Origin of the sequence: Pararhizobium sp. LjRoot238, assembly GCF_964252955.1 — a bacterium.
Taxonomy (GTDB): domain Bacteria; phylum Pseudomonadota; class Alphaproteobacteria; order Rhizobiales; family Rhizobiaceae; genus Pararhizobium.
This window is the reverse complement of record NZ_CAXUPP020000001.1, coordinates 3,113,250-3,137,306: the sequence shown is the minus strand read 5'-3', so window position 1 is coordinate 3,137,306 and position 24,057 is coordinate 3,113,250. Positions and strand designations below refer to the sequence as shown.

Annotated in this window: 25 protein-coding genes and 1 riboswitch; of the genes, 16 read left to right on the top strand and 9 right to left on the bottom strand. The window is 60.8% G+C overall.

The window, feature by feature from the left end; genetic code table 11:
• Nucleotides 1–123 precede the first annotated feature (123 nt).
• The 3 genes from cobW to ACSQ3F_RS15215 all read right to left on the bottom strand — a co-directional run bounded on the left by cobW (nt 124) and on the right by ACSQ3F_RS15215 (nt 3,733).
• Nucleotides 124–1,188 carry a cobalamin biosynthesis protein CobW gene (gene cobW, locus ACSQ3F_RS15225; RefSeq protein ID WP_436100992.1) on the bottom strand — a complete coding sequence of 355 codons (1,065 nt, stop codon included), beginning with the start codon at nt 1,186–1,188 and terminating at the stop codon, nt 124–126.
• A gap of 3 nt (nt 1,189–1,191) precedes the next feature.
• On the bottom strand, nt 1,192–1,716 hold the full coding sequence (cobU, locus tag ACSQ3F_RS15220; protein ID WP_436100991.1) for a bifunctional adenosylcobinamide kinase/adenosylcobinamide-phosphate guanylyltransferase: 525 nt from the start codon (nt 1,714–1,716) through the stop codon (nt 1,192–1,194).
• A gap of 142 nt (nt 1,717–1,858) precedes the next feature.
• Nucleotides 1,859–2,230, bottom strand: a riboswitch (cobalamin riboswitch).
• A 48-nt stretch (nt 2,231–2,278) separates the two neighbouring features.
• Entirely contained in the window at nt 2,279–3,733 is a 1,455-nt protein-coding gene (locus ACSQ3F_RS15215) for a cobyric acid synthase (protein WP_436100990.1), read from the bottom strand.
• 246 nt (nt 3,734–3,979) lie between these two features.
• Between ACSQ3F_RS15215 and ACSQ3F_RS15210 the strand changes: the two genes are divergently transcribed.
• From ACSQ3F_RS15210 to ACSQ3F_RS15175, 8 genes are all read left to right on the top strand, one after another.
• Entirely contained in the window at nt 3,980–4,123 is a 144-nt protein-coding gene (locus ACSQ3F_RS15210) for a hypothetical protein (RefSeq protein WP_436100989.1), read from the top strand.
• A 259-nt stretch (nt 4,124–4,382) separates the two neighbouring features.
• Entirely contained in the window at nt 4,383–4,784 is a 402-nt protein-coding gene (locus tag ACSQ3F_RS15205; RefSeq protein ID WP_436100988.1) for a hypothetical protein, read from the top strand.
• A 103-nt stretch (nt 4,785–4,887) separates the two neighbouring features.
• Nucleotides 4,888–5,886 (top strand): ABC transporter substrate-binding protein, encoded by a 999-nt coding sequence (locus ACSQ3F_RS15200; RefSeq protein ID WP_436100987.1) that lies wholly within the window; start codon nt 4,888–4,890, stop codon nt 5,884–5,886.
• 320 nt (nt 5,887–6,206) lie between these two features.
• Nucleotides 6,207–7,115 (top strand): ABC transporter permease, encoded by a 909-nt coding sequence (locus ACSQ3F_RS15195; RefSeq protein ID WP_436100986.1) that lies wholly within the window; start codon nt 6,207–6,209, stop codon nt 7,113–7,115.
• A complete protein-coding gene (locus tag ACSQ3F_RS15190; protein WP_436100985.1) occupies nt 7,108–8,160 on the top strand; it encodes a quaternary amine ABC transporter ATP-binding protein in 1,053 nt (350 codons plus the stop codon). Before ACSQ3F_RS15195 ends, ACSQ3F_RS15190 begins: the two co-directional genes overlap by 8 nt.
• 92 nt (nt 8,161–8,252) lie before the next feature.
• On the top strand, nt 8,253–9,671 hold the full coding sequence (locus ACSQ3F_RS15185) for an O-antigen ligase family protein (protein WP_436100984.1): 1,419 nt from the start codon (nt 8,253–8,255) through the stop codon (nt 9,669–9,671).
• A 76-nt stretch (nt 9,672–9,747) separates the two neighbouring features.
• Nucleotides 9,748–10,764, top strand: coding sequence for a betaine--homocysteine S-methyltransferase (bmt, locus tag ACSQ3F_RS15180; RefSeq protein WP_436100983.1), 1,017 nt, complete (start codon nt 9,748–9,750; stop codon nt 10,762–10,764).
• Between the two features lie 199 nt (nt 10,765–10,963).
• Nucleotides 10,964–11,308 carry a hypothetical protein gene (locus tag ACSQ3F_RS15175; protein WP_436100982.1) on the top strand — a complete coding sequence of 115 codons (345 nt, stop codon included), beginning with the start codon at nt 10,964–10,966 and terminating at the stop codon, nt 11,306–11,308.
• 12 nt (nt 11,309–11,320) lie between these two features.
• Here ACSQ3F_RS15175 and ACSQ3F_RS15170 read toward each other — a convergent pair whose 3' ends face one another.
• From ACSQ3F_RS15170 to ACSQ3F_RS15150, 5 genes are all read right to left on the bottom strand, one after another.
• Nucleotides 11,321–13,471 (bottom strand): vWA domain-containing protein, encoded by a 2,151-nt coding sequence (locus ACSQ3F_RS15170; protein ID WP_436100981.1) that lies wholly within the window; start codon nt 13,469–13,471, stop codon nt 11,321–11,323.
• A complete protein-coding gene (locus ACSQ3F_RS15165; protein ID WP_436100980.1) occupies nt 13,468–13,989 on the bottom strand; it encodes an RNA polymerase sigma factor in 522 nt (173 codons plus the stop codon). The genes ACSQ3F_RS15170 and ACSQ3F_RS15165 overlap by 4 nt, the downstream gene beginning before the upstream one ends.
• 79 nt (nt 13,990–14,068) lie before the next feature.
• On the bottom strand, nt 14,069–14,818 hold the full coding sequence (locus tag ACSQ3F_RS15160) for a phosphodiester glycosidase family protein (protein WP_436100979.1): 750 nt from the start codon (nt 14,816–14,818) through the stop codon (nt 14,069–14,071).
• A gap of 66 nt (nt 14,819–14,884) precedes the next feature.
• Complete coding sequence (locus tag ACSQ3F_RS15155; protein WP_436100978.1) at nt 14,885–15,589, bottom strand: ferredoxin; 705 nt, start codon at nt 15,587–15,589, stop codon at nt 14,885–14,887.
• Nucleotides 15,590–15,696: 107 nt separating this feature from the next.
• Nucleotides 15,697–17,271 (bottom strand): trimethylamine methyltransferase family protein, encoded by a 1,575-nt coding sequence (locus ACSQ3F_RS15150; protein ID WP_436100977.1) that lies wholly within the window; start codon nt 17,269–17,271, stop codon nt 15,697–15,699.
• Between the two features lie 389 nt (nt 17,272–17,660).
• On the opposite strand from ACSQ3F_RS15150, the gene ACSQ3F_RS15145 reads away from it, so the two are divergent.
• Nucleotides 17,661–18,359, top strand: coding sequence for a corrinoid protein (locus ACSQ3F_RS15145; RefSeq protein ID WP_436100976.1), 699 nt, complete (start codon nt 17,661–17,663; stop codon nt 18,357–18,359).
• A gap of 156 nt (nt 18,360–18,515) precedes the next feature.
• Here the strand turns inward: ACSQ3F_RS15145 and ACSQ3F_RS15140 are convergent, their stop codons facing one another.
• Entirely contained in the window at nt 18,516–18,674 is a 159-nt protein-coding gene (locus ACSQ3F_RS15140; RefSeq protein WP_436100975.1) for an entericidin, read from the bottom strand.
• A gap of 35 nt (nt 18,675–18,709) precedes the next feature.
• Here ACSQ3F_RS15140 and ACSQ3F_RS15135 point away from each other — a divergent pair, with 35 nt between their 5' ends.
• From ACSQ3F_RS15135 to ACSQ3F_RS15105, 7 genes are all read left to right on the top strand, one after another.
• Complete coding sequence (locus tag ACSQ3F_RS15135) at nt 18,710–19,330, top strand: DUF1638 domain-containing protein (protein ID WP_436100974.1); 621 nt, start codon at nt 18,710–18,712, stop codon at nt 19,328–19,330.
• 129 nt (nt 19,331–19,459) lie between these two features.
• A complete protein-coding gene (locus tag ACSQ3F_RS15130) occupies nt 19,460–20,101 on the top strand; it encodes an exopolysaccharide biosynthesis protein (protein ID WP_436100973.1) in 642 nt (213 codons plus the stop codon).
• A 16-nt stretch (nt 20,102–20,117) separates the two neighbouring features.
• Nucleotides 20,118–20,894, top strand: coding sequence for a formyl transferase (locus ACSQ3F_RS15125; protein ID WP_436100972.1), 777 nt, complete (start codon nt 20,118–20,120; stop codon nt 20,892–20,894).
• A 112-nt stretch (nt 20,895–21,006) separates the two neighbouring features.
• Nucleotides 21,007–21,309: a virulence factor gene (locus tag ACSQ3F_RS15120; protein ID WP_112846295.1), complete on the top strand. Its 303-nt coding sequence runs from the start codon at nt 21,007–21,009 to the stop codon at nt 21,307–21,309.
• The gene (locus ACSQ3F_RS15115) at nt 21,302–21,880 is read left to right on the top strand and encodes a methylenetetrahydrofolate reductase C-terminal domain-containing protein (protein WP_436100971.1); all 579 of its coding nucleotides are present in this window, start codon (nt 21,302–21,304) and stop codon (nt 21,878–21,880) included. Before ACSQ3F_RS15120 ends, ACSQ3F_RS15115 begins: the two co-directional genes overlap by 8 nt.
• A 3-nt stretch (nt 21,881–21,883) precedes the next feature.
• Nucleotides 21,884–22,978, top strand: a complete 1,095-nt coding sequence (locus tag ACSQ3F_RS15110; protein ID WP_436100970.1) for a methylenetetrahydrofolate reductase — start codon at nt 21,884–21,886, stop codon at nt 22,976–22,978.
• 99 nt (nt 22,979–23,077) lie between these two features.
• Nucleotides 23,078–24,043, top strand: coding sequence for a methyltetrahydrofolate cobalamin methyltransferase (locus ACSQ3F_RS15105; protein WP_436100969.1), 966 nt, complete (start codon nt 23,078–23,080; stop codon nt 24,041–24,043).
• The last annotated feature ends 14 nt before the right edge of the window (nt 24,044–24,057 follow it).

Genomic DNA, 24,057 nt, shown 5'->3' with positions numbered 1-24,057 from the left:
GAGCAAGCGGCACCTATAACCACGCACACGCAACTTTGAATGCGAGGTTGCCCCAGCCAATCTCCCCCCTTGAGGGGGAGATGTCCGACAGGACAGAGGGGGGTATGCCGCAATCACCATTCTCTAAACCGCCGCTGCAATCGCAGCGCGCACGGCAGCCTCGTCCATCTCGTGCAAGCCGATCACCACAAGGCGGGTGCCGCGGGTCTCGCCCGGCGCCCAGGCGCGGTCGAAATACTGGTCGATGCGGGCGCCGACGGCCTGGATCAGGAGGCGCATCGGCTTGCCGGGCACGTCGGCGAAACCCTTGATGCGCAGCACGTCGTGTTCCGCGATGACGGTCTTCAGCTTTTCGACAAAGCCCGCCGGATGAGCGATCGCACCGAGTTCGACGACGAAGCTGTCGAATTCGTCGTGATCGTGCTCCTCGCCGTTTTCATGCTCCATTTCATGATGGGACTTGCGGTTGGCGATGTCACTTTCGGTGCCGACGCCGAGACCGAGAAGCACGGCGGCCGAGACTTCGCCGTTCTTCGCCTCGATCATCGACGGCTTGCGGCTGGTGCGTGCGGCGACTTCCTTGCGCACGAAGGCGAGGCCAGTGGAATCGAGCAGGTCGGTCTTGTTGAGAACGATCAGGTCGGCGGCAGTGAGCTGGTCCTCGAACAGTTCCTCGATCGGGCTTTCGTGATCGAGATTGTCATCCTCGACGCGCAGGGCATCGACCTTGTCGTGATCATCGGCAAAGCGGCCGGCGGCAACGGCGGCACTGTCAACGACGGTGATGACGCCATCGACGGTGACTTCGCTGCGGATATCCGGCCAGTTGAAGGCGGCGATCAGCGGTTGCGGCAGCGCAAGACCGGACGTCTCGATGACGATGTGGTCCGGGCGGCTCTCGCGCTCGAGCAGCTTCGTCATGGTCGGGATGAAATCGTCGGCGACGGTGCAGCAGATGCAGCCATTGGTGAGTTCGATGATGTCGTCCTCGCTGCAGGCTTCGGCGCCGCAACCCTTCAGCACGTCGCCGTCAACGCCGAGATCGCCGAACTCGTTGATGATCAGCGCGATGCGCCGGCCATCGGCATTCTCCAGGATGTTGCGGATCATCGTCGTCTTGCCGGCGCCGAGGAAGCCGGTGATGACGGTTGCCGGGATCTTGCCGTGAGCGGCTTTTGCTGTGGTCATGGATCAACCCTTCATTTTCAGCGGCAATCCGGCCGCGATAAAATAGACTTCCGCGGACTTCTCCGCGATAAGCTGGTGCAGCCGGCCGGCATGGTCGCGGAAATCGCGCGCCATGCGGCTTTCCGGCACGATGCCGAGCCCGACCTCGTTCGAAACGAACACGAGCCGCGCCTGCGCCTGCGGCAGCCATTCTGCCAGGTTCTGAAATCCTGCCGCCAGGTCGCGATCCTCCATCATCAGATTGGTGACCCACAGGGTCAGGCAATCGATCAGGATGACGCGGCCGGGCGCGTCGATCGCTTTCAGGCAGGCGGCAAGTTCAAGCGGTTCCTCATGCGTCTGCCAGTCTGGTCCCCGCCGTTCACGATGCTCGGCAATCCTTGCCTGCATCTCCCCGTCCCACGGCCTTCCCGTCGCGACGTAATGCATGTCGAGACCCGACGTGGTGACGAGTTTTTCGGCGAACGTCGATTTACCGGAACGAGCGCCGCCAAGAACCAACACGGGTCCTGTTTTCGTCGATGTCATGAAACGATCCCAGCCTTAATGTTCGCGGGGAAATACGCAGGCGCTGAGGCGAGAAACGCAAAAATGGCCGCTGGGGGAGCGGAACGAGAAAGCCATGACAACCTCCGTGCTGGCATCGGGAGTGTCTCTCCCTGGATCGGGCACGATGCCCTTCAGGATGGCAGGTCTCCTGGCTCACGGCGTCACGAACCTCGTCAAAGGCCCGAACGGGTCCGCCTCGCCTTCCCGGAGTTTTTCGACATCACGAAGAGGTGGACGATTCGTAGAGATAGAGGCGTCCGGCCCCGGCTGATCGTGGTGCCACTCCAGTGGCTTTTCCGGTTGGACCGGCCATTCCGCGGCCGCACCACGCGGCCTGTCCGGAATACCGGTTTTCCCGGATGGCGAACCCTGACCGTTCTACAGTCGCGGGGTCGGCTGCGATAAGAATGCCCGGCTTGGGTCCATCCCTTCACATTCCCATTTACTCCCGAACCGAAACGCCGGTCCGGGAACCATCCAATGGCTGATGATTAGGCGCTCGGTCGAACCCTGTCAATTGAAAGACCGGCTGCTCGAGGCTTCACGGCATCAATGAATCGAGCCACCGCGCGTCGAGTGCCGTTTCGAGTTCGGCCGCGACATCATCGAGCGCCCGATCGACGGACTGACGATAGTTTTCGCCGCCGCCTTCGATGCCGAAACTTTTGAGAAGGGCGGCGCGATAGGCGTCGCTGGTAAACAGGCCATGCAGGTAGGTACCGCTGACCCTGCCATCCGCCGAGACGGCCCCATCGGCGCGGTGGTCAATGATCACGGCAGGACGAGCGCAGTCCGATCCAGTCGTCCGGCCCAAGTGGATTTCGTAACCCTCCAGCGCCACATCATAGACGGCCGAACGGGCATTGCTGTTGCGCACCGTCTTTTCCGGCGCCATTTCGGTTTCGACGGACAGAAGGCCCAGCCCCTCGATCTCGCGCACATTTCCCTCAATGCCGTGCGGGTCGGTAACGCGGCTTCCGAGCATCTGGTAGCCGCCGCAGATGCCGATGACGTGGCCGCCGCGCCGCACATGCGCCTGAAGATCGCGGTCCCATCCTTGAGCGCGAAAATCGGCGAGATCGGCGATCGTCGCCTTCGAGCCCGGAATGACCACCAGGCCGGCATCGACCGGGATCGGCTCTCCGGCGCGGACGAAGACGAGATCGACCTCCGGTTCGGCGGCCAGCGGGTCGAGATCGTCAAAATTGGCGATACGCGACAGGACGGGAACGGCGACCTTCAGCGCCTTGCCGCCGCCCCGCGCCAGTCTTTCCAAGACGACCGAGTCCTCGGCCGGCAGGCGCCCAGCGCTCTTCAACCAGGGAACGACGCCGAAACACGGCCAGCCGGTAAAGCGCTGAACAGCCGCGACGCCGTCATCGAAAAGCGAAACGTCGCCCCGGAACTTGTTGATGAAATAGCCACTGATCATTCGCCGGTCTTCATCGGACAGGATGGTATGGGTACCGACCAGCGATGCGATCACACCACCGCGGTCGATATCGCCGACAAGCACCACCGGAACGTTGGCGCGCGTGGCAAAGCCCATGTTGGCGATGTCGCCGGCGCGAAGATTGATCTCGGCGGGCGATCCCGCCCCTTCAACGATAACAAGATCACGCCCGGCACCGACCGTTTCGAAGCTTTCCATGACGGCGTCCATCAACTTCGGTTTCAGGGCCTGGTAGTCCCGTCCTCTCGCCTGCCCTGCCACCTTGCCCTGCACGATGATCTGGCTGCCGGTATCCGACTGGGGCTTGAGAAGGACCGGGTTCATGTGAACCGAAGATGGTACCCGCGCGGCCATCGACTGCAGCCATTGGGCACGGCCGATCTCGCCGCCATCATCCGAAACGGCAGCATTGTTGGACATGTTCTGCGGCTTGAACGGGGCAACCTTTACCCCGCGATTGCTCATGAGCCGGCACAGGCCCGCCACGAGTACCGTTTTTCCGACATCGGAGCCGGTCCCCTGAAGCATGATCGTCTTTGTCATGACGTCTCGTCTAGCATTGCCGCCGCCACAAGCAAAGCCATGTTTTGCCGTATTTTTGCCGCCTTTTCCGGCGTGGGCTCACGCGTTATTTCCGAACGCTGCAAGACTTGCGCTGCTTCATCGTCAGACTATCCGGAAAACGACATCGGACGACGAAAACGATTATTGCCTGGCCCCAAAACAGGCGTATATCGGCGCCAATCAAATCACGGAGCGGAATAGCTCCACACCCAAGGTCATACCCCGATGCTGTTCATCTTCTCAAAGCCCAATTTCGTGCAGATCGCCTGGAACTCCAGAGCGCCGGAAAACCAGTCGCGCGTGCGCAACACCGTGATGCCGACGCCCTTCGGTCCGCTCGGCCTTATCCGCACACGCAGCGTCGGCTGATCCCATTCCTCCCGCAGACGACCATTCGAACCGCGCTCAGCCAGGGGCGCGGTTTTTTTCTTTTCGATTTGTGTATTTCGGGGCTCGGAAACGCGAAAACCGCACCCGCCCCTCGCGGAGCCGTGCGGCCTGCCAAATATACACATGGCTCCTGCGGCATACACCCGCAGAACGCTCCGGCCCGGGACGCAATACCTGATCCGGGCGGGCGGCAGGTCCCCCCGCCGCAGGCAGACAATTAGCCTGACAGTGTTACCGGATGGTTAGTGAGAGCTTAACCAAAGGTGAATTCGGCTTTTTTTTGAGTTTTTTTCGCCTTCCGAAAAAAATACATTTGAAGGCGCATACGGAACACAATTTGTCTGCGGTAAAACACGCTCTAAAACGGCTTTGTGAAGCAGCGCTAATTTTGCGCCAAGAACTAACGCATTTGCACAAAAATCTTGCCCGGCTCATAAAATTCAACAGCTTGCGCGTGCGTTTTCGGACCGCCCAAACGTCGCTGGCGTTCCGCAAAACGATTCCGGAGGTTGATTTCTCCAGAGGAATACTTACGCTGCCCATGACGGTAAAAAGAGAAGCGACCGGAGACAGGTTTCGCGGTCAGACAAGAAAACTCGAACATCGTCGCAGCGGGGATGAAAGACTAGTTTTTGCCTAAAAGCCCCGGCCTGCTTGAACCTGAACGATTGGGCGCCCAGGACTGCAGTATTCTGGTCCGCCCCAAAGATTTTTGGCTGCATTAAGACTGGGAGGTCTTAAACATGAAGAAGCTCCTCGCTTCCACTATTCTCGCCGCCGGCCTTTACGCTATGGCCGGATCGGCGCAGGCCGCAGAGTGCGGCGAAGTCAGCATCGCAGAAATGAACTGGGCATCGGCCGGCGTTGCCGCGCATGTCGACAAGTTTATCCTTGAAAATGGCTACGGCTGCACGGTAACGCTCGTTACTGGCGACACCATGCCGACATTCACCTCCATGAACGAGAAGGCCCAGCCCGACATGGCGCCCGAATTGTGGGTCAATGCCGTGCGCACGCCTCTCGATGCCGCCATCAAGGAAGGCCGCCTGATCGAAGCCGCACCGCTGCTCAGCGAAGGTGGCGTTGAAGGCTGGTGGATTCCGAAGTTCGTCGCCGACGCAAATCCCGACATCAAGACGGTCCAGGATGCGCTGAAGCATCCGGAACTGTTCCCGGCGCCCGAGGATCCGTCCAAGGCTGCGATCTACAACTGCCCGTCGGGCTGGAACTGCCAGGTATCCTCCGCCAACCTCTACAAGGCGCTGGGCGCCGAAAAGCTCGGCTTCGAGTTGATCGACACCGGTTCGGCAGCCGGTCTCGACGGCTCGATCTCCAACGCCTTTGAAAAGAAGTCCGGCTGGCTCGGCTATTACTGGGCTCCGACCGCCATTCTCGGCAAGTACGAGATGACGCGTCTCAGCTTCGGCGTGGACAACGACAAGGCCGAGTGGGACTCCTGCACCGCGGTTCCGGATTGCCCGAATCCGAAGGTCAATTCCTATCCGACCTCGGATGTCTACACCGTCGTGACCAAGGCATTCTCCGAGAAGGCCGGCGTTGCCATGGACTATGTCAAGGTCCGCAAGTGGGACAACGGCACGGTCAACAAGGTTCTCGCCTGGATGGATTCCAACCAGGGCACGAACGAAGATGCAGCAAAGCACTTCCTGGAAAACTATGCTGACATGTGGAGCAAGTGGCTCGCGCCTGACGTCGCAGAGAAGGTCAAGGCCGCTCTCTAAGGACGAATGGCGATGGACAGCGAAGCCTCAAGCTTCGCTGTCTCACCCTTGTGACGTACCTGAATGATCCGGCAACGCAGCAGATCGCGGCAACCGGAAGACAACGGACAGTGCCCGGCGGCGTGAAGATGCCGCCGGGTTTCACCAAATGCGAATGTGGAAACGAAGGACGTCGCAAACGGCATAGCCGCCTGCGGCGAAACTTGTCACATTCTCGAAATGCCGGGGTCCGCAGAGACCACCCAAGTTTGCGCGCGCCTGAAGCAGGCCCGATGACGCAGCCGGCCATATATAAAACTTCCGGTTTAAAGGGGAACGACATGGCAATATGCACTTACTTGCCAGATCTGCTTTGTAAATTTCCGGCGATCGACGACACGACAATCCGCATGGCCCGCAAGAGCGTGGACGAAGGCTTCAAAGGCCTTGTCCGCAGCTACGTGAATGCCATCGATGCGCTCGTCCAGCCGCTTCAATGGTTCTTGAACTACCTCGAAAAACTATTCGTCGGTTCGCCCTGGATCGTCATTCTCGCCGCGATGGTCGCGATCGTCTATTACGGCAGCCGCGACATGCGCATCACTGTCGGCACCATCGTATCGATGTTTGCGATCGGCCTTGTCGGGCTGTGGAACGATACGATGGTCACGCTGGCCATGGTCACGGTCTGTACGCTGATTGCCATCCTCGTTGGTATCCCGATTGGCATCGTCATGGCCCGCTCCGAGCGCGCGCAGTCGATCATCAATCCGATCCTCGACGTCATGCAAACGATGCCAAGCTTCGTCTACCTGATCCCCGTTGTCATGATCTTCGGCATCGGCAAGGTCCCCGGCCTGATCGCCGTGGTCATCTATGCCGTTCCGCCAATGATACGCCTGACTAACCTCGGCATCCGGCTCGTCGACAAGGAAGTGCTTGAAGCCGCGGACGCCTTCGGTTCGTCGCCCTGGCAAAGGCTGAAGAACGTTCAGATGCCTCTCGCCCTGCCCACCATCATGGCCGGCATCAACCAGACCATCATGATGTCGCTTGCCATGGTCGTGGTCGCATCGATGGTCGGCGTCGGTGGTCTCGGCCGCAACGTGCTGCAGGCGATCAACAACCAGTTCTTCACCGTCGGCTTCTTCAATGGCTTCGCGCTCGTTGCGATCGCCATCATTTTTGACCGCACCAGCCAAGCCTACGGCAAGCGGCTGCAGAAGCACTCGGAGGTAATCCATGGCTAGTCATGCAATCGAGGTCAAGAACCTCTACAAGATCTTCGGGCCCCGCGGCCGCGACTTTATCGATCAGGTCAAGGCCGGCCTCGGCAAGGGCGAACTGAACGAAAAACACGGCCATGTGCTCGGGCTTCAGGACATCAACATCTCCATGCCCGCCGGCGGCGTCATGGTCGTCATGGGCCTGTCGGGCTCGGGCAAGTCGACCCTGATCCGGCACATCAACCGGCTGATCGATCCGACGGCTGGCGAAGTGCTCTATGACGGCGTCGACGTCTGCAAGATGAACGAAACCGATCTTCGCGAATTCCGCCGCCACAAGACGGCGATGGTGTTCCAGAAGTTCGCGCTTCTGCCGCATCGCACGATCATCGAAAACACCATCTACGGCCTGGAAATCCAGGGCGTGCCGGATGCGGAAAGCCGCAAGCGGGCGCAGGGCTGGATCGAACGGGTCGGCCTCAAGGGGTTCGAGAACCACTATCCCAACCAGCTCTCGGGCGGCATGCAGCAGCGCGTCGGCCTTGCCCGGGCGCTGACCAACGATGCCGACATTCTGTTGATGGACGAGGCCTATTCGGCGCTCGACCCGCTGATCCGCGTCGACATGCAGTCCGTGCTGCTCGACCTGCAGAAGGAACTGAAGAAGACGGTGGTTTTCATTACCCACGATCTCGACGAGGCACTCCGGCTCGGCGACAAGATTGCCATCCTGCGCGACGGCAAGGTGATCCAGCAGGGCACGGGCCAGGATATCGTCCTGAAGCCGGCCGACGAATACATCACCGCCTTCGTCAAGGAAGTGAACCGGGGCCGCGTGATCAATGTCGAAACGATCATGAAGCCGCTGTCCACCAATCCGGAAGGCGTCCCCGTCGTCGTCGGCACCGTGCTCGAAAGCGCTGCCCGGATGATGACCGTCGCCAACCAGAACATCGCGCATGTCGTCGATGCCAATGGCAAAGCAGTCGGATCGATCGATCTCAGCACGATAATTTCCGCGATGGTCACGCCGATCAGCCACGAAAAGGTGCCACAGGCCGCGGAGTGACCACAAACCGCATTGAAGCACCGCAAAGCGCCTGGAAACGGGCGCTTTTTTTATTGAACCCGCCGTTCACCTCCGCTTAACCACAAACCGTCATGGTAACGGAAACGCCTCATCCGTCGGGGCAGTTGCGCCACAGCGCCTTCCTCAATCCGGCCGGTCAGATGCAGGATCATGCTTCGACAGCTTCGCGGGATTTTCACCGCCTTGCCGTCCCTCCTCGGGGGAGTGCTGGCCTTTTCACGGCGCAGATCACGCGAAAAGTGGCCGCCTTCCTGTCCGGCGCCGGCCTGTTCCTGATCGCCTTCACACTTAGTCCTTTCCAGGGCACCTACGACCCCGACCCCACTGCGGTCAAGGACGGCAATATCGTCAATCAGCTGGGCTATCTCGGTCTCGGCGGCATCTATCTTTTCGCAATGCTCTTGATCGTCGACACGCGCGTGTTGAAACGGATCGTATCGCCGACATGGGTCATCGTCTTCGCCGTCGCCTTCATTTCGTGCCTGCAATCCTACGATCCGATGGCATCAGCCCGCGGCCTGATGTTGAGCCTTGTGGCGATGATCCTGGTCGCCGGCGTGCTGGTCCTGCCGCGCAACGAAAAGGATTTCGTCAATGCCGGCGCAAACACCATCCTCTTTCTGATCCTCGTCGACTATGCAGCACTCGTCGTCGCCCCCGACATTGCCATTCACACCGCCACCGGTTCTGAACCGTGGCATGCCGGCTTCTGGAAAGGTCATCTGATCCACAAGAACGTCACGGCACCGGTGTTTTCCGTGCTGTGCATGTTCGGCATCTACTTCCTGCGGGCAGGCGCCACCGTGCGGGGCCTGCTGATCGCCGTTCTCGCCGCCAATTTCGTTCTTCACACCGGCTCGAAGACCACGATCGGTTTCCTGCCGCTGGCGATCATGCTGGTGCTCGGCGGCCGTGCGGTCGGCAAGCCGGGGCTGATGGTCTTTGCCCACTTCCTCTTCGCGATCCTGATCTTCTGCCTGACGCTCGGCACCATCTATTCGGACCTGTTCCTGTCGATCACCGCTGGTCTGCTCGACGATCCGACCTTCACCGGGCGCGACGATATCTGGAAGTTTGCAAGCGCAAGCATTCCCGACCATCTGTGGGTCGGTCATGGTTACGCGAGTTTCTGGCTGTCGCCGATCATCCGCGGCCTCGAAGCCAATTTCGAGGCGAACTGGGACGTGCGCGGCATCGTCTCGGGCCACAACAGCTATCTCGACACCGTCCTCACCTTCGGCTTGCCGGGCGGGCTGTTGATGATCGTCCTGCTTTTCGCCAAGCCGTTCTACGACTATATGCGCGCGACCCGGCAGGCAGCAAGTCGCCATTTCGCGGACTTCTGCATCATGGTCATCATCTTCATGACCTATAACGGCATGATGGAGAGCTTCCTCCTCAACCGGGCCGATCCGATGTGGCTCATGGCGGCATTGGCCGTTTTCGGGTTGGGGATTGCGGCGCGAATGGGCGTGCGCATGCCGCGCTGATCAAAGCCGAGACCATTGCAATCACATAAAGATATCTTTATATGTTTGTGACACTCGATTGAATCAGGAATCCGCCATGACCGCACACGCCAATCCGCTTTCCGACCTGCTCAACGCCAAGGGCGTGCTTCTTGCCGATGGCGCAACGGGCACTTCGCTGTTTGCGATGGGCCTCGAAGCGGGCGAAGCACCAGAGCTCTGGAACGAGGCGAAGCCTGAAAACATCACCAAGCTGCACCAGGATTTCGTCGATGCCGGAGCGGATATCATTCTGACCAACTCGTTCGGCGGCACGCGCCACCGGCTCAAGCTGCACCAGGCACAGGACCGCGTCCATGACCTCAACAAGCGGGCTGCGGAAATCGCCCGCGCCGTTGCAGACAAGGCGCCGCGCAAGGTGATCACCGCCGGCTCCGTCGGCCCGACCGGCGAATTGCTGGTCCCGCTCGGCGCCATGACCTATGAGGATGCCGTTGCGGCCTTCGTCGAGCAGATCGAGGGCCTGAAGGCCGGCGGCGCGGAAGTTGCCTGGATCGAGACGATGTCCTCACCCGAGGAAATTCGCGCCGCGGCAGAAGCTGCAGTCAAGGTTGGGCTTCCCTATGTCTACACCGGATCGTTCGATACGGCAGGCAAGACGATGATGGGCCTGCATCCGAAGGACATTCACGCCGTAGCCGGGGATATCGGCGACGGCCCGGTCGCCACCGGTGCCAATTGCGGCGTCGGCGCCTCGGACATCCTCTCTTCACTGCTGGACATGACGGAAGCCAATCCGGCGGCAGCAATCATCGTCAAGGGCAACTGCGGCATCCCGGAATTCCGCGGTTCGGAAATCTACTATTCCGGCACTCCGCCGCTGATGGCCGACTATGCGCGCCTTGCCCGCGATGCCGGCGCCAAGATCATCGGCGGCTGCTGCGGCACCTCCTGCGAACATCTGGCGGCGATGCGCGTCGCGCTCGACACCTATGTGCCGGGCGAGCGGCCGACGGTCGAAACCATCGTCGAACGCATCGGCCCGTTGCGCAACAAGACCGCCAATGAAGTGCCTTCGGCACCGGCACGTGAGCGCAGCCGCCGCCGGGGCTGAACGCCAGCACAAAAACGCATTGGAGGGCTTGGGGATCGGACGGTTCTCGAGCCCTTATATCGGCCGGCTTTCTGCCGGCATGCCCAACCATGATGACAACAGTTGTATCCGGTGATCCGGCGAATCCAGTTTTGCCCCAGCCTGATCCCTTAGAAGCTGATCCTGTTCACAAGAAGAATATTATGCGAGACGATTAACGATGCAGGCAGCAGCGACTTTTCCGGGCCGCGATTCCGTTGCAGAAAAATTCACAGCCCTCGGCGAGAGCGACCAATCCTACCTGCTGCTGCTGATGGAAAATGCCGCACAGGATGAAAATCTGATCGAGGGCCTGCACCGGCACTTAAGCCTTGCCGCGGAAGCACGTCTGCTGAATTCGCTCAAGCTCGAAAAACTGGGCGGATGGTTGGGTGCGAACGCCCCTGCCCGGCTGCAGATCCGCCTAATGGAAACGGCGCGCTCCAGTCAGCACGCCGCTTACCAGGCTTTCAGGACCGGGCTGGTCAGGTCGGGTGGCCTTGAGAGAGCCTACCCGAAAGCCTGACCTTTCGCTGCCTCATTCGCCGCCAAGGCTCTTTGCCAGGCGAACCAGATTGAGGAACTCGGCACGGTAGCCATAGGGATCGTCACCCTTGGCGCCGGCAGCCAGATCGAGGATCGAACCGTAGGGATAGGCTGATACGGCGTCCGTTCCGCGCAGCTTCTGGCCGAAGGCTGCAACCGCGATGGAAAAGCGGACATCCTGCCCGGCCTGCTGCAGCGACGGCACGGTGTTTTCTTCCGTCACCGGGGTGGTGGTCAGGCTGCTGGTGTCGCTGTCCGGCTTCTTATAGCGGATTTTCAGAAAGGCCAGTTCGCCCGACTTCTCCGCCGGTTCGGCCTGCTGCGCGGCCGGAGCCGCGCCGTAGCGCAGATCGTCGTTCAAGACCGCGGGGCTGCCCTTCGGCGTGATCTCGTAGATCGCGGTGACGCGATGGCCGGAGCCGATATCACCGGCATCGACCCTGTCATTGTTGAAGTCCTCGCGCTTCAGGGCGCGGGTCTCGTAGCCGATCAGCCGGTATTCGGCGATCTCACGCGGATTGAACTCGACCTGGAACTTCACGTCCTTGGCGATCGGGAAGAGCGAGGAGCCTGCCTCCTCCACCAGAGACTTCTGCGCTTCGGCCAGCGTATCGATATAGCTCGCTGTGCCATTGCCGTTCTGCGCCAGCGTCTGCATCAGCGCGTCGTTGTAGTTGCCGCGGCCAAAGCCGAGGACCGAGAGGAAGATACCGCTCTTGCGCTTCTGTTCGATCGTCGCTTTCAGTTCCTCGTCGCTGGAGGGGCCGACATTGAAGTCGCCATCGGTCGCCAGCATGATCCGGTTGACGCCGCCCTTGATAAAGGCCCGCTCAGCCAGATTGTAGGCCGCCTCCAGCCCCTGCGCACCCGCCGTCGAACCGCCCGGCTGAAGCGTGTCGATCGCTGCAAGGATTTTTGCCTTGTCCTTGATCGCGGTCGGCTCGAGCACCGTGCCGGCATTGCCGGCATAGGTGACGATCGAAACCGTATCCTCCGGCTTCAGCTTGTCGACCAGAAGACGGAAAGCGCTTTTCAGGAGCGGCAGCTTGTCCGGCTCGTCCATCGAGCCGGAAACATCGATCAGGAACACAAGGTTGGCGCGCGGCGCCGTTGCCGCAACCACATCATACCCCTTGATCCCCACATGCATCAGCCGCGTATTGGCATTCCACGGCGTCGGGAGAACGGTGACGGTCGCCTTGAACGGCTCGGCCTCGCTTTCCGGACCGGGCCAGTCATAGGGGAAATAGTTGATCATCTCCTCGACGCGCACGCTGTCAGGGTTCGGCATCTCACCTGCCATCAGCGCCTTGCGGACGAAGGAATAGGAAGCCGTATCAACGTCCGCGGAAAAGGTCGAAACCGGATCGGTGACGACGCTCTTGACGGGGTTGGTATCGCCGGAAGCAAAGCGGTCGCGATTTTCTTCCTGAGGAAGCACGATGTCGCCTGGGACGATGGAAGGTGCCGGCATTGTCTGCATCACGGAACCGCCGATCAAGGACTGGCTCTCAGCCGCCGACAATGGGGCTGCCCCCTGCTTACCGGCAATCCCGGAGGCCTCATTAGCCACACTGCCCGATTCTCTTTTCATGGCAATTTCGGCCTCAGGTATTGCCGCCTTGGCATTTGCATCGGCTCTGCCTGCTTCCGCTTCTTCGCGGGACCTGTTGGCGTCCGCCTCGGTCAAAAGATTGCCGGGAGCCTTTCTGGCATCCGTATCCGATGTCGCCTCGCCCAAGGCCTCCGGCATCAGGCGTTTATCCGCCGCGATGTCCAACTTCGGCTTCGCGGGCAATGCATCCTGCGTTTTCGCACCTTTCGGCATGTCTTTGCCTGCCACTTCAACCTGTTGCGGCAACCCACCCCGCGTCAGCTCCAGCGTAAGAAAGGCAGCAGCTGGCACGACGAGCAGCGTGGCAAGTGCCGAACCTGCGAGAAATTTCCTGTTCATGACGGGGCTCCATAGCCTGTTGAATATGGAGCTTTGACGCCGATGATCGGCGGTTCCTTGGGCAGTGGCCGAATTATTTTCCGCCTCGTCGAACGCCCGCATCGCAAGCGACAGCGCACGGGCCTGTGCCTCCAAGGAAGGCGCCGGCGGGGTCATGTGGCCGAGATTCTTCAGTTCGTCGTTCATCATACCGTCTCCCTGCCAAGCAGGATCTTCAGGCGCTTGCGGGCCTCATGCACATACCAGGATACCGTCGCCTCCGAGCATCCCATGACATCGGCCGCCGCGGAATGGCTAAGCCCCTCACCGTAGACGAGGAGGACCGCATCACCCTGTTTGTCGGGTAATTGCCTGACAGCCTCCCAGAGCGCCTCGGCCTGATCGTGATTGTCATTGGCGGCAGCGCTGGTTGGATCGGCGAGAAAACTCGCCGCATTGCGCCGCTCCCGCAACTGCCGGCGCTGATGGTCGCGCGCCGCGTTCAGCGTCAGCGCATAGAGCCAGGTTCGAAACCGGCTCGCCCCGCGGAAGGTCCGGATCGTATTCGCGAGCTTCACGCAAACCGTCTGGGTGATGTCCTCGGCATCGCTGACATTGCCGGACCAGCGCCAGGCAACGGAATGCACAAATTCATAGTGTCTTTCGACGAGCAGGCCGAAGGCATTCCGGTCGCCTCTCTGCGCCTTTTCGATCAGCTCTTCGTCCAAGTCATCAGCCCGGATTTGTTGCAACTGGTATTGAGACGTTCCTCGATGCCCGATCCTTGGGGGCGATACAAAATTTATTTCATAGGCCCGCAATTTTCTTCGTCACGGCGATGATCGGCCCCATCGGATGGGTATTGTCGTAGCGGTTCATGCTGGGCGCGAACAAGCTGGAGATCGATCCGTCAAGAAAAAGCGCGTTGACGCAATCAAGCTGATCGCGAAACAGCGTCGCGAAATCATGGAAGCGCACCGGTTCCAGCGAAATGACGAAAACCGCCTTTCCGTCGCGCGCGACACCGACGCCGTTGCGGATCTGCAGGCTGTCGCTTTGCGGCAGAAAGGCCGGATGCAAGGTGCTATCGATGACGAGCATCGGCCCGGATTGCGTGGCAAAGTCCGGCTTGATTCCCGCCGCGACATAGGCCTCGGTTTCCATCACCCCTGCCCGGCCCCCCTGCAGGAAGAACACGCCGTTCGGCTTCAGATAGAAATTGCCCCAGCTTTTGTCGCGATCGATCGGCTTGCGCTCGATGCCGTCGATAACCAGCAGGCCGACAGACGTCAGATCCGACTCGTACATGCCGCCGTTCATGGCGAATTCGAGATATTCGCCCTCCTGCCGCAGATCGCGGGAGAGCTTTTCGAAACCGGCATAGGGCAGACCGTCGCGGCCGCGATGGAAAACGCGGATATCGCTCACCGCGGGGTCGAAGCTGCACACCGCATACGCTTGGGTCAGATGCATCACCTTACGGCAAGCGGCAGCGGCGGCGTCAGCGGAAGAAGCAAAAGCAGTCATGGCCAATCCGATACTCAAATAGCGGAACATCTAAATACCTTTTTCATGCCGCATCCGACCCTGCCCCGCGACAAAAGCAAAATGAAGTTTGAAATACTACAAACTCAGAGCGGCCATATGAAAACGCAGCTGTTCCGGCTGATAACGATAGCCCGTGCCGACAGGACAGCGATTTCGGGCAAGGCACCCGGCAATCATGCAGTTGGCCTTGCCTTCCGCCGTTTTCAGATGGGCGCGACAAGGCGCAATCTGAAAACCCGACGCCAGGACAGCATCCACCGGACAACCTGAAAGGCAGGGCTTGTCGGAACAGCTGTCGCAGGGATGCGCAAGGGGGGCTGGCGGCGGGGCGGCAAGAGCGTGGCCGAAGCCGAGCGCACCACGGTAGCCGTGCCACAAACCATATTCCGGATGAATGAGAATGCCGAGAGGCGACGGATATAGATCCTCGGCGCGCATCGCCCATTGCTGGAAGGGCTGCCACGGCGGATCGGACGGGAAATAGGCGGTCGCGCCAACGTCTCGCGCGACCGGCTCGATCACGGCTTTCGACCAGGTGTCGAGGGGGTTCTGCGCGTCCTTGTTCGCAGGCACGTCGCGCCAGCGTTCGAACGCCGGCCAGATGGAACTGCCGATATTCCCGAGCAGGACGATACTGGCAGCCGCCTGCCCATCTTTAAGGATCGGTGTCGCATCTCCCTCGGCAAAATTGACGACACCGCGCAAAAAAACTCCGTGCGGTTCAAAGACCGCACGGAGTTGCTTCAAGACATCATCGGGTGATGGCCGAGCGCCGCTCATTTCGGCTTCGGCCCCTGCCTGTCGTAGTGCGGACGCCAGACCTCCTTCTGGATGAGGTCGGCCACCTGTGCCGCGCCGCCTTGCTCCCTGGCGTTCTCGGGCTCGCTTCAGGTGAAGGCGTCCGGCATGGAGTCCTTCTTGCGAGCGATATAGTCCTTGAGCGCATCGTCGATCGCCGGATCGAGATACGGTGCCTCGTAGTGTTCCAGCCAGCTTCGGGCCAAAGCGTTGGCACGCTGCTCGATCCGCTTCTCACCTTCGATTTCCCATTGCTCGAAAGAATTGTTGTCGGCCAGCGCCGAGCGATAGAACGCCGTCTGGAAGTTGGCCTGCGTATGGGCGCAGCCGAGATAATGGCTGCCGGGACCGACTTCGCGGATGGCGTCGAGCGCCTGCGCATTTTCGGAGAGATCAACGCCTTCGGCCATCTTCTGCATCATGCCGAGCTGGTCCTGGTCGATCATGAACTTCTCGTAGGACGACACCAGACCGCCTTCGAGCCAGCCAGCGGCATGCAGCGAGAAGTTCGTGCCGGCAAGCAGCGTCATGTTGAGCGTATTGGCCGACTCGTGAGCCGCCTGCGCATCCGGAACCTTGGAGGCGCAGAGCGAACCACCGGTGCGGAACGGCAGACCAAGGCGTCGCGCAAGCTGGGCCGCACCGTAGGACACCAGCGACGGCTCCGGCGTACCGAAGGTCGGCGCACCGGACTGCATCGAAATCGAGGCTGCGAAGGTGCCGAACAGCACCGGCGCGCCCTTGCGGATCAACTGGGTGAAGGAGGCTCCCGCCAGCACCTCGGCGAGGATCTGCGTCAGCGTGCCGGCCACCGTCACCGGGCTCATGGCGCCCGAAAGAATGAACGGCGAGATCACCGTTGCCTGGTTGTGACGCGCGTAGACCTTCAAGGCGCCGACCATGGTCTCATCGAATACCATCGGCGAGTTGGCGTTGATCAGGTTGAGCGTGACGCAATTGTTCTCAACGAAATCATCGCCGAAAACGAGCTTTGCCATCGCGATCGTGTCTTCGGCGCGCTCGGGTGCGGTGACCGAGCCCATGAACGGCTTGTCGGAATATTTGATATGGCTGTAGACCATGTCGAGGTGGCGCTTGTTGACCGGAATATCGACCGGTTCGCACACCGTGCCACCCGAAGAGTGCATGGACGGCGCCATATAGGCGAGCTTCACAAAATTGCGGAAGTCTTCGATCGTCGCATAGCGGCGGACGCCTTCGAGGTCGCGCACAAAGGGAGGACCGTAAACCGGCGCGAAGACGGTGGCCTTGCCACCGATCTGCACGCTGCGCTCGGGATTGCGGGCATGCCAGGTGAAGACCGGCGGCGCGGACTTCAGAAGCTCGCGGCACAGGCCCTTCGGGAAATGTACCCGCTCGCCCCGAACGTCGCCCCCTGCTTCCTTCCACAGCCCCAAGGCTTCGGCGTCGTCACGGAATTCGATGCCGATTTCTTCGAGAACCGTATCGGCGTTGCGCTCGATCAGCTGCAGGCCTTCCTCGTCGAGAACCTCGTATTCGCGGATCTTGCGGGTGATATAGGGAAGCGACGGGCCTGCGCCGCCGCCGGTCCGCGAGGCGCGCCTTGCCGCGGCACCCCGGCCCTCGCCGCGCGTCCGGCGGCCGCCACCACTTTCTTCCGTCTGTTCCGTTACTTCGGTCATTTGATATCCTCTCCCGCGCGTATCCTGCGCACTTGTCGAACCTATGCTACCAAGCCTCGGCACCGGAACGGTTCTCAATGCGCCAACAAGTGGCGCAACTCGGACACGGTCTTAACAGAGCTCCCCGCCCGAAGACAGGGCGTGCCGCATTTTCGCCCATCCTCATGAACAGAAGGTGCAATATCTGGCAGAATCGCCGGCGGGCTGTCATATAAAACCTTGTTTTTGTTAGGTACATAGGGCGGCGAGGACGGATCACCTGAGCGCCGTCGTTTTTCATCGCTTGCGACGTCGCATTCGAAAAGAGCTTTTGGAACCAACAAAGCTAAGTATAGTGCGTCCGTCCGGGAGGTTGAGCCGGGCAGCGCCAGGAACCGAGGAAACCTATCATGGCAGACGACGAAATCATTCTCGAGGATCTCTCCGACGACGAGCTCGTGCAGCAGATGCATGACGACCTCTATGACGGGTTGAAGGAAGAGATCGAGGATGGCACCAACATCCTTCTGAAGCGCGGCTGGGTGCCCTACGACGTCCTGACGCAGGCACTGGTCGAAGGCATGCGCATCGTCGGCATCGACTTTCGCGACGGCATCCTGTTCGTTCCCGAAGTCCTCTTGTCCGCCAACGCGATGAAGGCCGGCATGACCATCCTGCGTCCGCTGCTTGCCGCCACCGGCGCGCCGAAGCAGGGCAAGGTCGTCATCGGCACCGTCAAGGGCGATATCCACGACATCGGCAAGAACCTCGTCGGCATGATGATGGAAGGTGCCGGTTTCGACGTTGTCGACCTCGGCATCAACAACCCGGTCGAAAACTACCTCGACGCCATCGAGCGCGAAAAGCCGGACATCCTCGGCATGTCGGCGCTCTTGACGACAACCATGCCCTATATGAAGGTCGTGATCGACACGATGAAGGAAAAGGGCATGCGCGACGACTACGTCGTTCTCGTCGGCGGTGCGCCGCTCAACGAGGAATTCGGCAAGGCCGTCGGCGCCGACGCCTATTGCCGCGATGCCGCGGTCGCCGTTGAAACCGCCAAGGACTTCATGAAGCGCAAGCACAACCAGCTGTCCGGCGCCTGATCAATACCAGTTTGACCATGTGAAACCGGCCGCGCTGATGAAAAGCGCGGCCGGTTTGCTATATAAAGGAACAAGCCTGATGCATATCGCCCAAAAGTCCGCAGCGGTTTTGGGATAACGATACGCATAAAACAAAAAGCCAAAGCGCTACGCGCCTTAGTTGGCAGCACGCCCGACGCTACGGCCGGCGTCCTGGGTTGCATCCACCGCATTGGCGGTATCCCGGCCGATGCCGCGGATCGTGTTGCCGCACGAGGCGAGCGTGGTGATGGAAAACAGGACGATACCGATGGTGGCGATGGTCTTTGCTGTCATGGCTTGGGTTCCTTGAACTGAAACAGGTGGGCGAGATGGCGAAATCATTTTCGGCTATGCAACGCGCGAAAGCGGAAAAAGTTCACGTCATCGGTTGTGGCGCAATTGCCCGCGAAATCCTAGCGGTGTGCGAAGCAAACGGGCTCGACCACATCGACCTCATATGCCTGCCCGCGATCTGGCACAACACCCCCGAAAAGATCACCCCCGGCATAAAGGCTGCGATCGACAAGGCGCGCGCCGAAGGATTCGGCCGCATCTTCATCGCCTATGCCGATTGCGGCACGGGAGGCCTGCTGGACAGGCTCTGCGAAGAGGAAAAGGTCGAGCGCATTGCCGGACCGCACTGTTTTTCCTTCTTCGCCGGTAACGCAGCCTTCGAATCTCGCTGGGACGACGATTTCACCTCTTTTTTCCTCACGGATTTCCTCGCACGCCAGTTCGAGGCCTTCGTCATCGAGCCCCTTGGGCTGGACCGCCACCCGGAGCTGCGCGACATGTATTTCGGGCACTACAAGAAGCTCGTCTACCTGTCGCAGGTCGAGGATGAAAAGCTGCAGCAAAAAGCGAAGGCCGCGGCAGAGACGCTCGGTCTCGCCTATGAATACCGCTTTACCGGTTATGGCGATCTGACGCCGGCGCTGCTTCACGCCTGACGTTTTCGTTCGCGGAAACCATCTGTTAGCCCTGCGCCGAATTTTGCAGCGATGATCGCATTTGATTTAAGTGCATCGTAACGGCTGCCCGCGACACTCCCCGAACAAACACAACAAAAGGGGACGGGGATGACGGACACTTTCGCGACGGCGGCACTACCAAGGACTGGCGCGCGCAGCCACCCGCAACAACTTTCCCAGCTTCTGCGCAACCTGTCGCTCAACGCCGGACCGAGGATCACGCTGCGCGATCTCGCGGTTGCCATGGAAGACCGATCGTTCGGCGCTTTTCTCGTGGTCTTCGCCCTTCCCAATCTCATCCCGCTGCCGCCTGGCGCCACCTTCATTCTCGGCCTGCCGTTGATCTTCGTCGCCTGGCAAATGCTGGCATCGCCGCGCACCCGCATCTGGCTGCCGAAGCGCATGGGTGACTACGCTTTTGAAAACGCAACCTTCTTCGTCTTCGTCAACCGCATTTCTCCCTGGCTCCAACGCGCCGAAACCCTGATCAAGCCGCGCGGCTGGTTCCTCGGCGGCCGGCTGGCCGAGCGGCTGATCGGCCTGCTGGCGCTCACTCTCGCGATCGTGATCTTCCTGCCCATCCCTTTCGGCAACTGGCTTCCAGCCTTCGCACTCGCCGTGATCGGTTTTGCCCATATGGAACGGGACGGCCTCGGGCTCGTTGCCGGCGCGCTGATCGGCGTCGCATCGCTTGTGGTCGCCTGCGCCGTCATCGCTGCCGCCGGTGCGGTTCTCACCTTCATCTTCTGAAGCCAAGGTTGTGACCATGACCGCCACAGCACACAAACCGATTGCGATCGTAACGGCTGGCGGGCGCAACCCGCAGATCCTCATCAATGCGCTTAATGCCCGTTTTGCCAATGTCGCGGTTCTGCTCGAACAGCCGGAATCGAAAAAGCTCTTCCTGAAGCGCCGCGCCCGCAAACTCGGCTGGATGACCGCTGCTGGCCAGTTCGCGACGATGGCGATCTCGAAATTTGGAAAACGTTTCACCGAGCAACGCGCCGAAGACGTCCTGCGCGATTATGGCGTCAGCGACGCGGTCGATCCAACGGTCCCGGTTACGGAGATCGAATCGATAAACAGCACAACGGCGATAGAGCATATTCGCAAGACCGATCCTGCCGTCGTTTTCCTTGTCAGTTGCCGCATGCTCTCGGCTTCGACGCTGGCTCGCATGCCCTGCCCGGTGGTCAATTTCCATGCCGGCATCAACCCGCAATATCGCGGCCTGATGGGTGGCTACTGGGCACGGGTTCGAAACGACGAGGAGAATTTCGGTGCAACCGTGCATCTGGTCGATGCGGGCGTCGACACCGGCGACATCCTCTATCAGTCGCGCATGAAACCGTCGAAAAGCGACACGCTGCACACCTACCCGCTGCTGCAGACAGCGGCCTCGACGGATATCGTGATCCGTGCGATCGAAGACGCCCTCTCCGGCGCCCTCAAGCCCTTGTCGGCAAACGGGACTTCCCGCCAATGGTACCATCCGCCGATCTGGACATGGCTCTGGAACGGCTTCACGCGCGGTATCTGGTAGTTATATCTTCGGCAGGGACACGGGGTCGCTTTTGAGCATGACGCGCGTCGTGCCAAGGTGAGCCATGAGGCGCATAAATGCGCATTGTCGGCCAAGAGGAGCATTCGGGCATATGGCAGATCGCATTATCGTTTACTGGCGTGACATTCCCGCGCAGGTCATCATCAAGCAGGGCCGCAAGAGCGCCAAGCGCGAACTCACCCTGCGCTTTACCGAGGCGATCGACATGTGCGCAATGCGCACCGGCGCCGCCGACAGCGGCGATTATCTCGCCGAATGGCGCAAGGCCGATCCGGTACCGGTCTCCGACGATCTGGAGGCGGAAGCCGACAAGGCAGCCGCCGAGCTTGAGGCAGCCTACGACAAGGAGCGCCTCGTCGCCCTCGTCAAATCCGGTGGTAAAGACAATGGCTGATCCAAAACCCGGCAATGCCGCTCCCGCCAAGAAGGCCGCGACCGGCGCCTATACGCCCTCCGGCGTCTCACCCAATCGCCGCGCTCGCCGCAGCTACACGATCCGCCTTTGGGCGGTGCGGCATTCGCGTTTCCTCGAATGGTTCTACAGCCGCTTCGCCGACATGTTCCTGCTTCTTCATCCTCTGTGGAAGGCGCTCGGCTATAACCGGGTGGAAACGCCGATCACCTTCGTCGAGCGCAACGTCAAGGGCCTGCTGTTCGACTGTCGCATGTGCGGCCAGTGCGTTTTGTCTTCGACCGGCATGTCCTGCCCGATGAACTGCCCGAAGCAGCTGCGCAACGGCCCCTGCGGCGGCGTGCGCGCCAATGGCAACTGCGAGGTCGAGCCGGACATGCCCTGCGTCTGGGTCAAGGCCTGGGAAGGCTCGCGCAACATGGTGAACGGCGACGCGATCATGAACGTGCAGAAACCCGTCAACCAGTCGCTCAGGGAAACCTCCGCTTGGCTGCGTGTGACGGCGCAGGCCGCCGAAGCCCGCGAAGCCGCGGCAGCAAGCAAGGACGCATGACGCATGGCCCATATCGATGAAAACCCGCTCGGCCGCCATCTGCCGCTCGATCCCCTGCCCGGCCATTCTTCGCGCGGCCGTCTCGAGCGCGTGCTACGCCGCGGCGAATTCGCCGTCACGGCCGAACTGAACCCGCCCGACAGCGCCAATCCGGAAGACGTCTACGAACGCGCCGCAATCTTCGAAGGCTGGGTCGACGGCATCAACGCGGTCGATGCATCCGGCGCCAATTGCCATATGTCGTCGGTCGGCATCTGCGCGCTTTTGACCCGCATGGGCTATGCGCCGATCATGCAGATTGCCTGCCGCGACAAGAACCGCATTGCCATCCAGGGCGACGTGCTGGGGGCCGCCGCCATGGGCGTCACCAATATCATGTGCCTGACAGGTGACGGCGTGCAGGCCGGCGACCAGCCGGGCGCGAAGCCCGTTTTCGACCTCGACTGCATGTCGCTGCTCGAAACCGTGCGCATCATGCGCGACAACTCGAAATTCCTATCGGGCCGCAAGCTGACGTCGCCGCCGCAGGTTTTCCTTGGCGCTGCTATCAATCCTTTCGCACCGCCCTACGACTTCCGCCCCTACCGCCTCGCCAAGAAGATCGAGGCTGGAGCACAGTTCGTCCAGAGCCAGTATTGCTTCGACGTTCCGATGTTCAAGGAATACATGAAGAAGGTCCGCGACCTCGGGCTCGACGAAAAATGCTTCATCCTCGTCGGCGTCGGGCCGATGGCCTCGGCCAAGACTGCCAACTGGATCCGCAACAACGTGCCGGGCATCCATATTCCCGACGCCGTGATCAAGCGGCTGGAAGGCGCGCCGGACCAGAAGAAGGAAGGCAAGCAGCTCTGCATCGACATCATCAACGAGGTGAAGGAGATCAAGGGTGTCTCCGGCGTGCATGTGATGGCCTACCGGCAGGAGGAATATGTCGCCGAGATCGTCCATGAGTCGGGCGTGCTGAAGGGCCGCACGCCGTGGAGGCGCGAGGAAAATCCGGGCGACAGCATGGTCGCCCAGCGGCTGGAGCAGTTGAAGGACGGCAAGACGGAAAATCAGGAAGAGATGGCCGACATCGCCGCACATCATCCGCATTGACAATGCCAGTGAACAATTAAGCCGTCGCGACATCCGCGCCTATCGCAAACCATTCCGGCGCTGTACTAGAGGACGCGCCCACCGACCCAGAGGATCAGTATGACCCGCACCATCGTTGCCTCCGCCACCCGCGAAATCATCATCGGCTTCGACCAGCCTTTCTGCGTCATCGGTGAACGCATCAACCCGACCGGCCGCAAGAAGCTCGCCGCCGAGATGATCGTGGGCAATTTCGAGACCGTCATCAAGGACGCGCTGGAACAGGTTGCAGCGGGCGCCACCATGCTCGACGTCAATGCCGGCGTCACCTCCGTCAATCCGAACGAGACCGAGCCGGGCCTGCTGGTCCGGACACTGGAAATCGTGCAAGGGCTGGTCGATGTGCCGCTGTCGATCGATAGCTCGGTCACCGCCGCGATCGAAGCGGGCCTGCGCGTTGCCAAGGGCCGGCCGCTGGTCAACTCCGTGACCGGCGAAGAGGAAAAGCTCGAAGCCATCCTGCCGCTCGTCAAGAAGTACGATGTTCCGGTCGTTGCGATCTCGAATGACGAGACCGGTATTTCCATGGATCCGGACGTTCGTTTCGCAGTTGCGAAGAAAATTGTCGAACGCGCCATGGATCATGGTATCAAGCCGCATGACATCGTCGTCGATCCGCTCGTCATGCCGATCGGCGCTCTCGGCGATGCCGGCCGCCAGGTCTTCGCGCTTCTGCACCGCCTGCGCAACGAACTGAAGGTCAACACCACCTGCGGCCTGTCGAATATCTCGTTCGGCCTGCCGCATCGCCACGGCATCAATGCCGGCTTCATCCCCATGGTTATCGGTGCGGGCATGACGTCGGCGATCATGAACCCCTGCCGTCCACAAGAAATGGAAGCCGTTCGCGCGGCCAACGTCCTGAACGGCACCGATCCGAACTGCGGCAACTGGATCATGACCTATCGTGATCACAAGCCGGCTGAAGGTGGTGCTGTTGCCGCCGCAGCATCCCCGGCAGGTGCCGGTGGCGGCCGCCGCGGCGGACGCGCCGGACGTGCCGGTGCAAACGCAAGGGCGGAATGACCGCCCGGAAAGAG

What these genes read in the sequence shown, in the direction of transcription:
- ACSQ3F_RS15185 (WP_436100984.1), top strand. Translation starts at nt 8,253, where the DNA reads ATGGTAACGGAAACGCCTCATCCGTCGGGGCAGTTGCGCCACAGCGCC.
- ACSQ3F_RS15115 (WP_436100971.1), top strand. Translation starts at nt 21,302, where the DNA reads ATGGCTGATCCAAAACCCGGCAATGCCGCTCCCGCCAAGAAGGCCGCG.
- ACSQ3F_RS15210 (WP_436100989.1), top strand. Translation starts at nt 3,980, where the DNA reads ATGCTGTTCATCTTCTCAAAGCCCAATTTCGTGCAGATCGCCTGGAAC.
- ACSQ3F_RS15140 (WP_436100975.1), bottom strand. Translation starts at nt 18,674, where the DNA reads ATGACAGCAAAGACCATCGCCACCATCGGTATCGTCCTGTTTTCCATC.
- ACSQ3F_RS15200 (WP_436100987.1), top strand. Translation starts at nt 4,888, where the DNA reads ATGAAGAAGCTCCTCGCTTCCACTATTCTCGCCGCCGGCCTTTACGCT.
- ACSQ3F_RS15145 (WP_436100976.1), top strand. Translation starts at nt 17,661, where the DNA reads ATGGCAGACGACGAAATCATTCTCGAGGATCTCTCCGACGACGAGCTC.
- ACSQ3F_RS15175 (WP_436100982.1), top strand. Translation starts at nt 10,964, where the DNA reads ATGCAGGCAGCAGCGACTTTTCCGGGCCGCGATTCCGTTGCAGAAAAA.
- ACSQ3F_RS15205 (WP_436100988.1), top strand. Translation starts at nt 4,383, where the DNA reads ATGGTTAGTGAGAGCTTAACCAAAGGTGAATTCGGCTTTTTTTTGAGT.
- ACSQ3F_RS15135 (WP_436100974.1), top strand. Translation starts at nt 18,710, where the DNA reads ATGGCGAAATCATTTTCGGCTATGCAACGCGCGAAAGCGGAAAAAGTT.
- ACSQ3F_RS15155 (WP_436100978.1), bottom strand. Translation starts at nt 15,589, where the DNA reads ATGAGCGGCGCTCGGCCATCACCCGATGATGTCTTGAAGCAACTCCGT.
- ACSQ3F_RS15170 (WP_436100981.1), bottom strand. Translation starts at nt 13,471, where the DNA reads ATGATGAACGACGAACTGAAGAATCTCGGCCACATGACCCCGCCGGCG.
- ACSQ3F_RS15160 (WP_436100979.1), bottom strand. Translation starts at nt 14,818, where the DNA reads ATGTTCCGCTATTTGAGTATCGGATTGGCCATGACTGCTTTTGCTTCT.
- bmt (WP_436100983.1), top strand. Translation starts at nt 9,748, where the DNA reads ATGACCGCACACGCCAATCCGCTTTCCGACCTGCTCAACGCCAAGGGC.
- ACSQ3F_RS15195 (WP_436100986.1), top strand. Translation starts at nt 6,207, where the DNA reads ATGGCAATATGCACTTACTTGCCAGATCTGCTTTGTAAATTTCCGGCG.
- ACSQ3F_RS15150 (WP_436100977.1), bottom strand. Translation starts at nt 17,271, where the DNA reads ATGACCGAAGTAACGGAACAGACGGAAGAAAGTGGTGGCGGCCGCCGG.
- ACSQ3F_RS15120 (WP_112846295.1), top strand. Translation starts at nt 21,007, where the DNA reads ATGGCAGATCGCATTATCGTTTACTGGCGTGACATTCCCGCGCAGGTC.
- ACSQ3F_RS15215 (WP_436100990.1), bottom strand. Translation starts at nt 3,733, where the DNA reads ATGACAAAGACGATCATGCTTCAGGGGACCGGCTCCGATGTCGGAAAA.
- ACSQ3F_RS15130 (WP_436100973.1), top strand. Translation starts at nt 19,460, where the DNA reads ATGACGGACACTTTCGCGACGGCGGCACTACCAAGGACTGGCGCGCGC.
- ACSQ3F_RS15105 (WP_436100969.1), top strand. Translation starts at nt 23,078, where the DNA reads ATGACCCGCACCATCGTTGCCTCCGCCACCCGCGAAATCATCATCGGC.
- ACSQ3F_RS15125 (WP_436100972.1), top strand. Translation starts at nt 20,118, where the DNA reads ATGACCGCCACAGCACACAAACCGATTGCGATCGTAACGGCTGGCGGG.
- ACSQ3F_RS15190 (WP_436100985.1), top strand. Translation starts at nt 7,108, where the DNA reads ATGGCTAGTCATGCAATCGAGGTCAAGAACCTCTACAAGATCTTCGGG.
- cobW (WP_436100992.1), bottom strand. Translation starts at nt 1,188, where the DNA reads ATGACCACAGCAAAAGCCGCTCACGGCAAGATCCCGGCAACCGTCATC.
- ACSQ3F_RS15110 (WP_436100970.1), top strand. Translation starts at nt 21,884, where the DNA reads ATGGCCCATATCGATGAAAACCCGCTCGGCCGCCATCTGCCGCTCGAT.
- cobU (WP_436100991.1), bottom strand. Translation starts at nt 1,716, where the DNA reads ATGACATCGACGAAAACAGGACCCGTGTTGGTTCTTGGCGGCGCTCGT.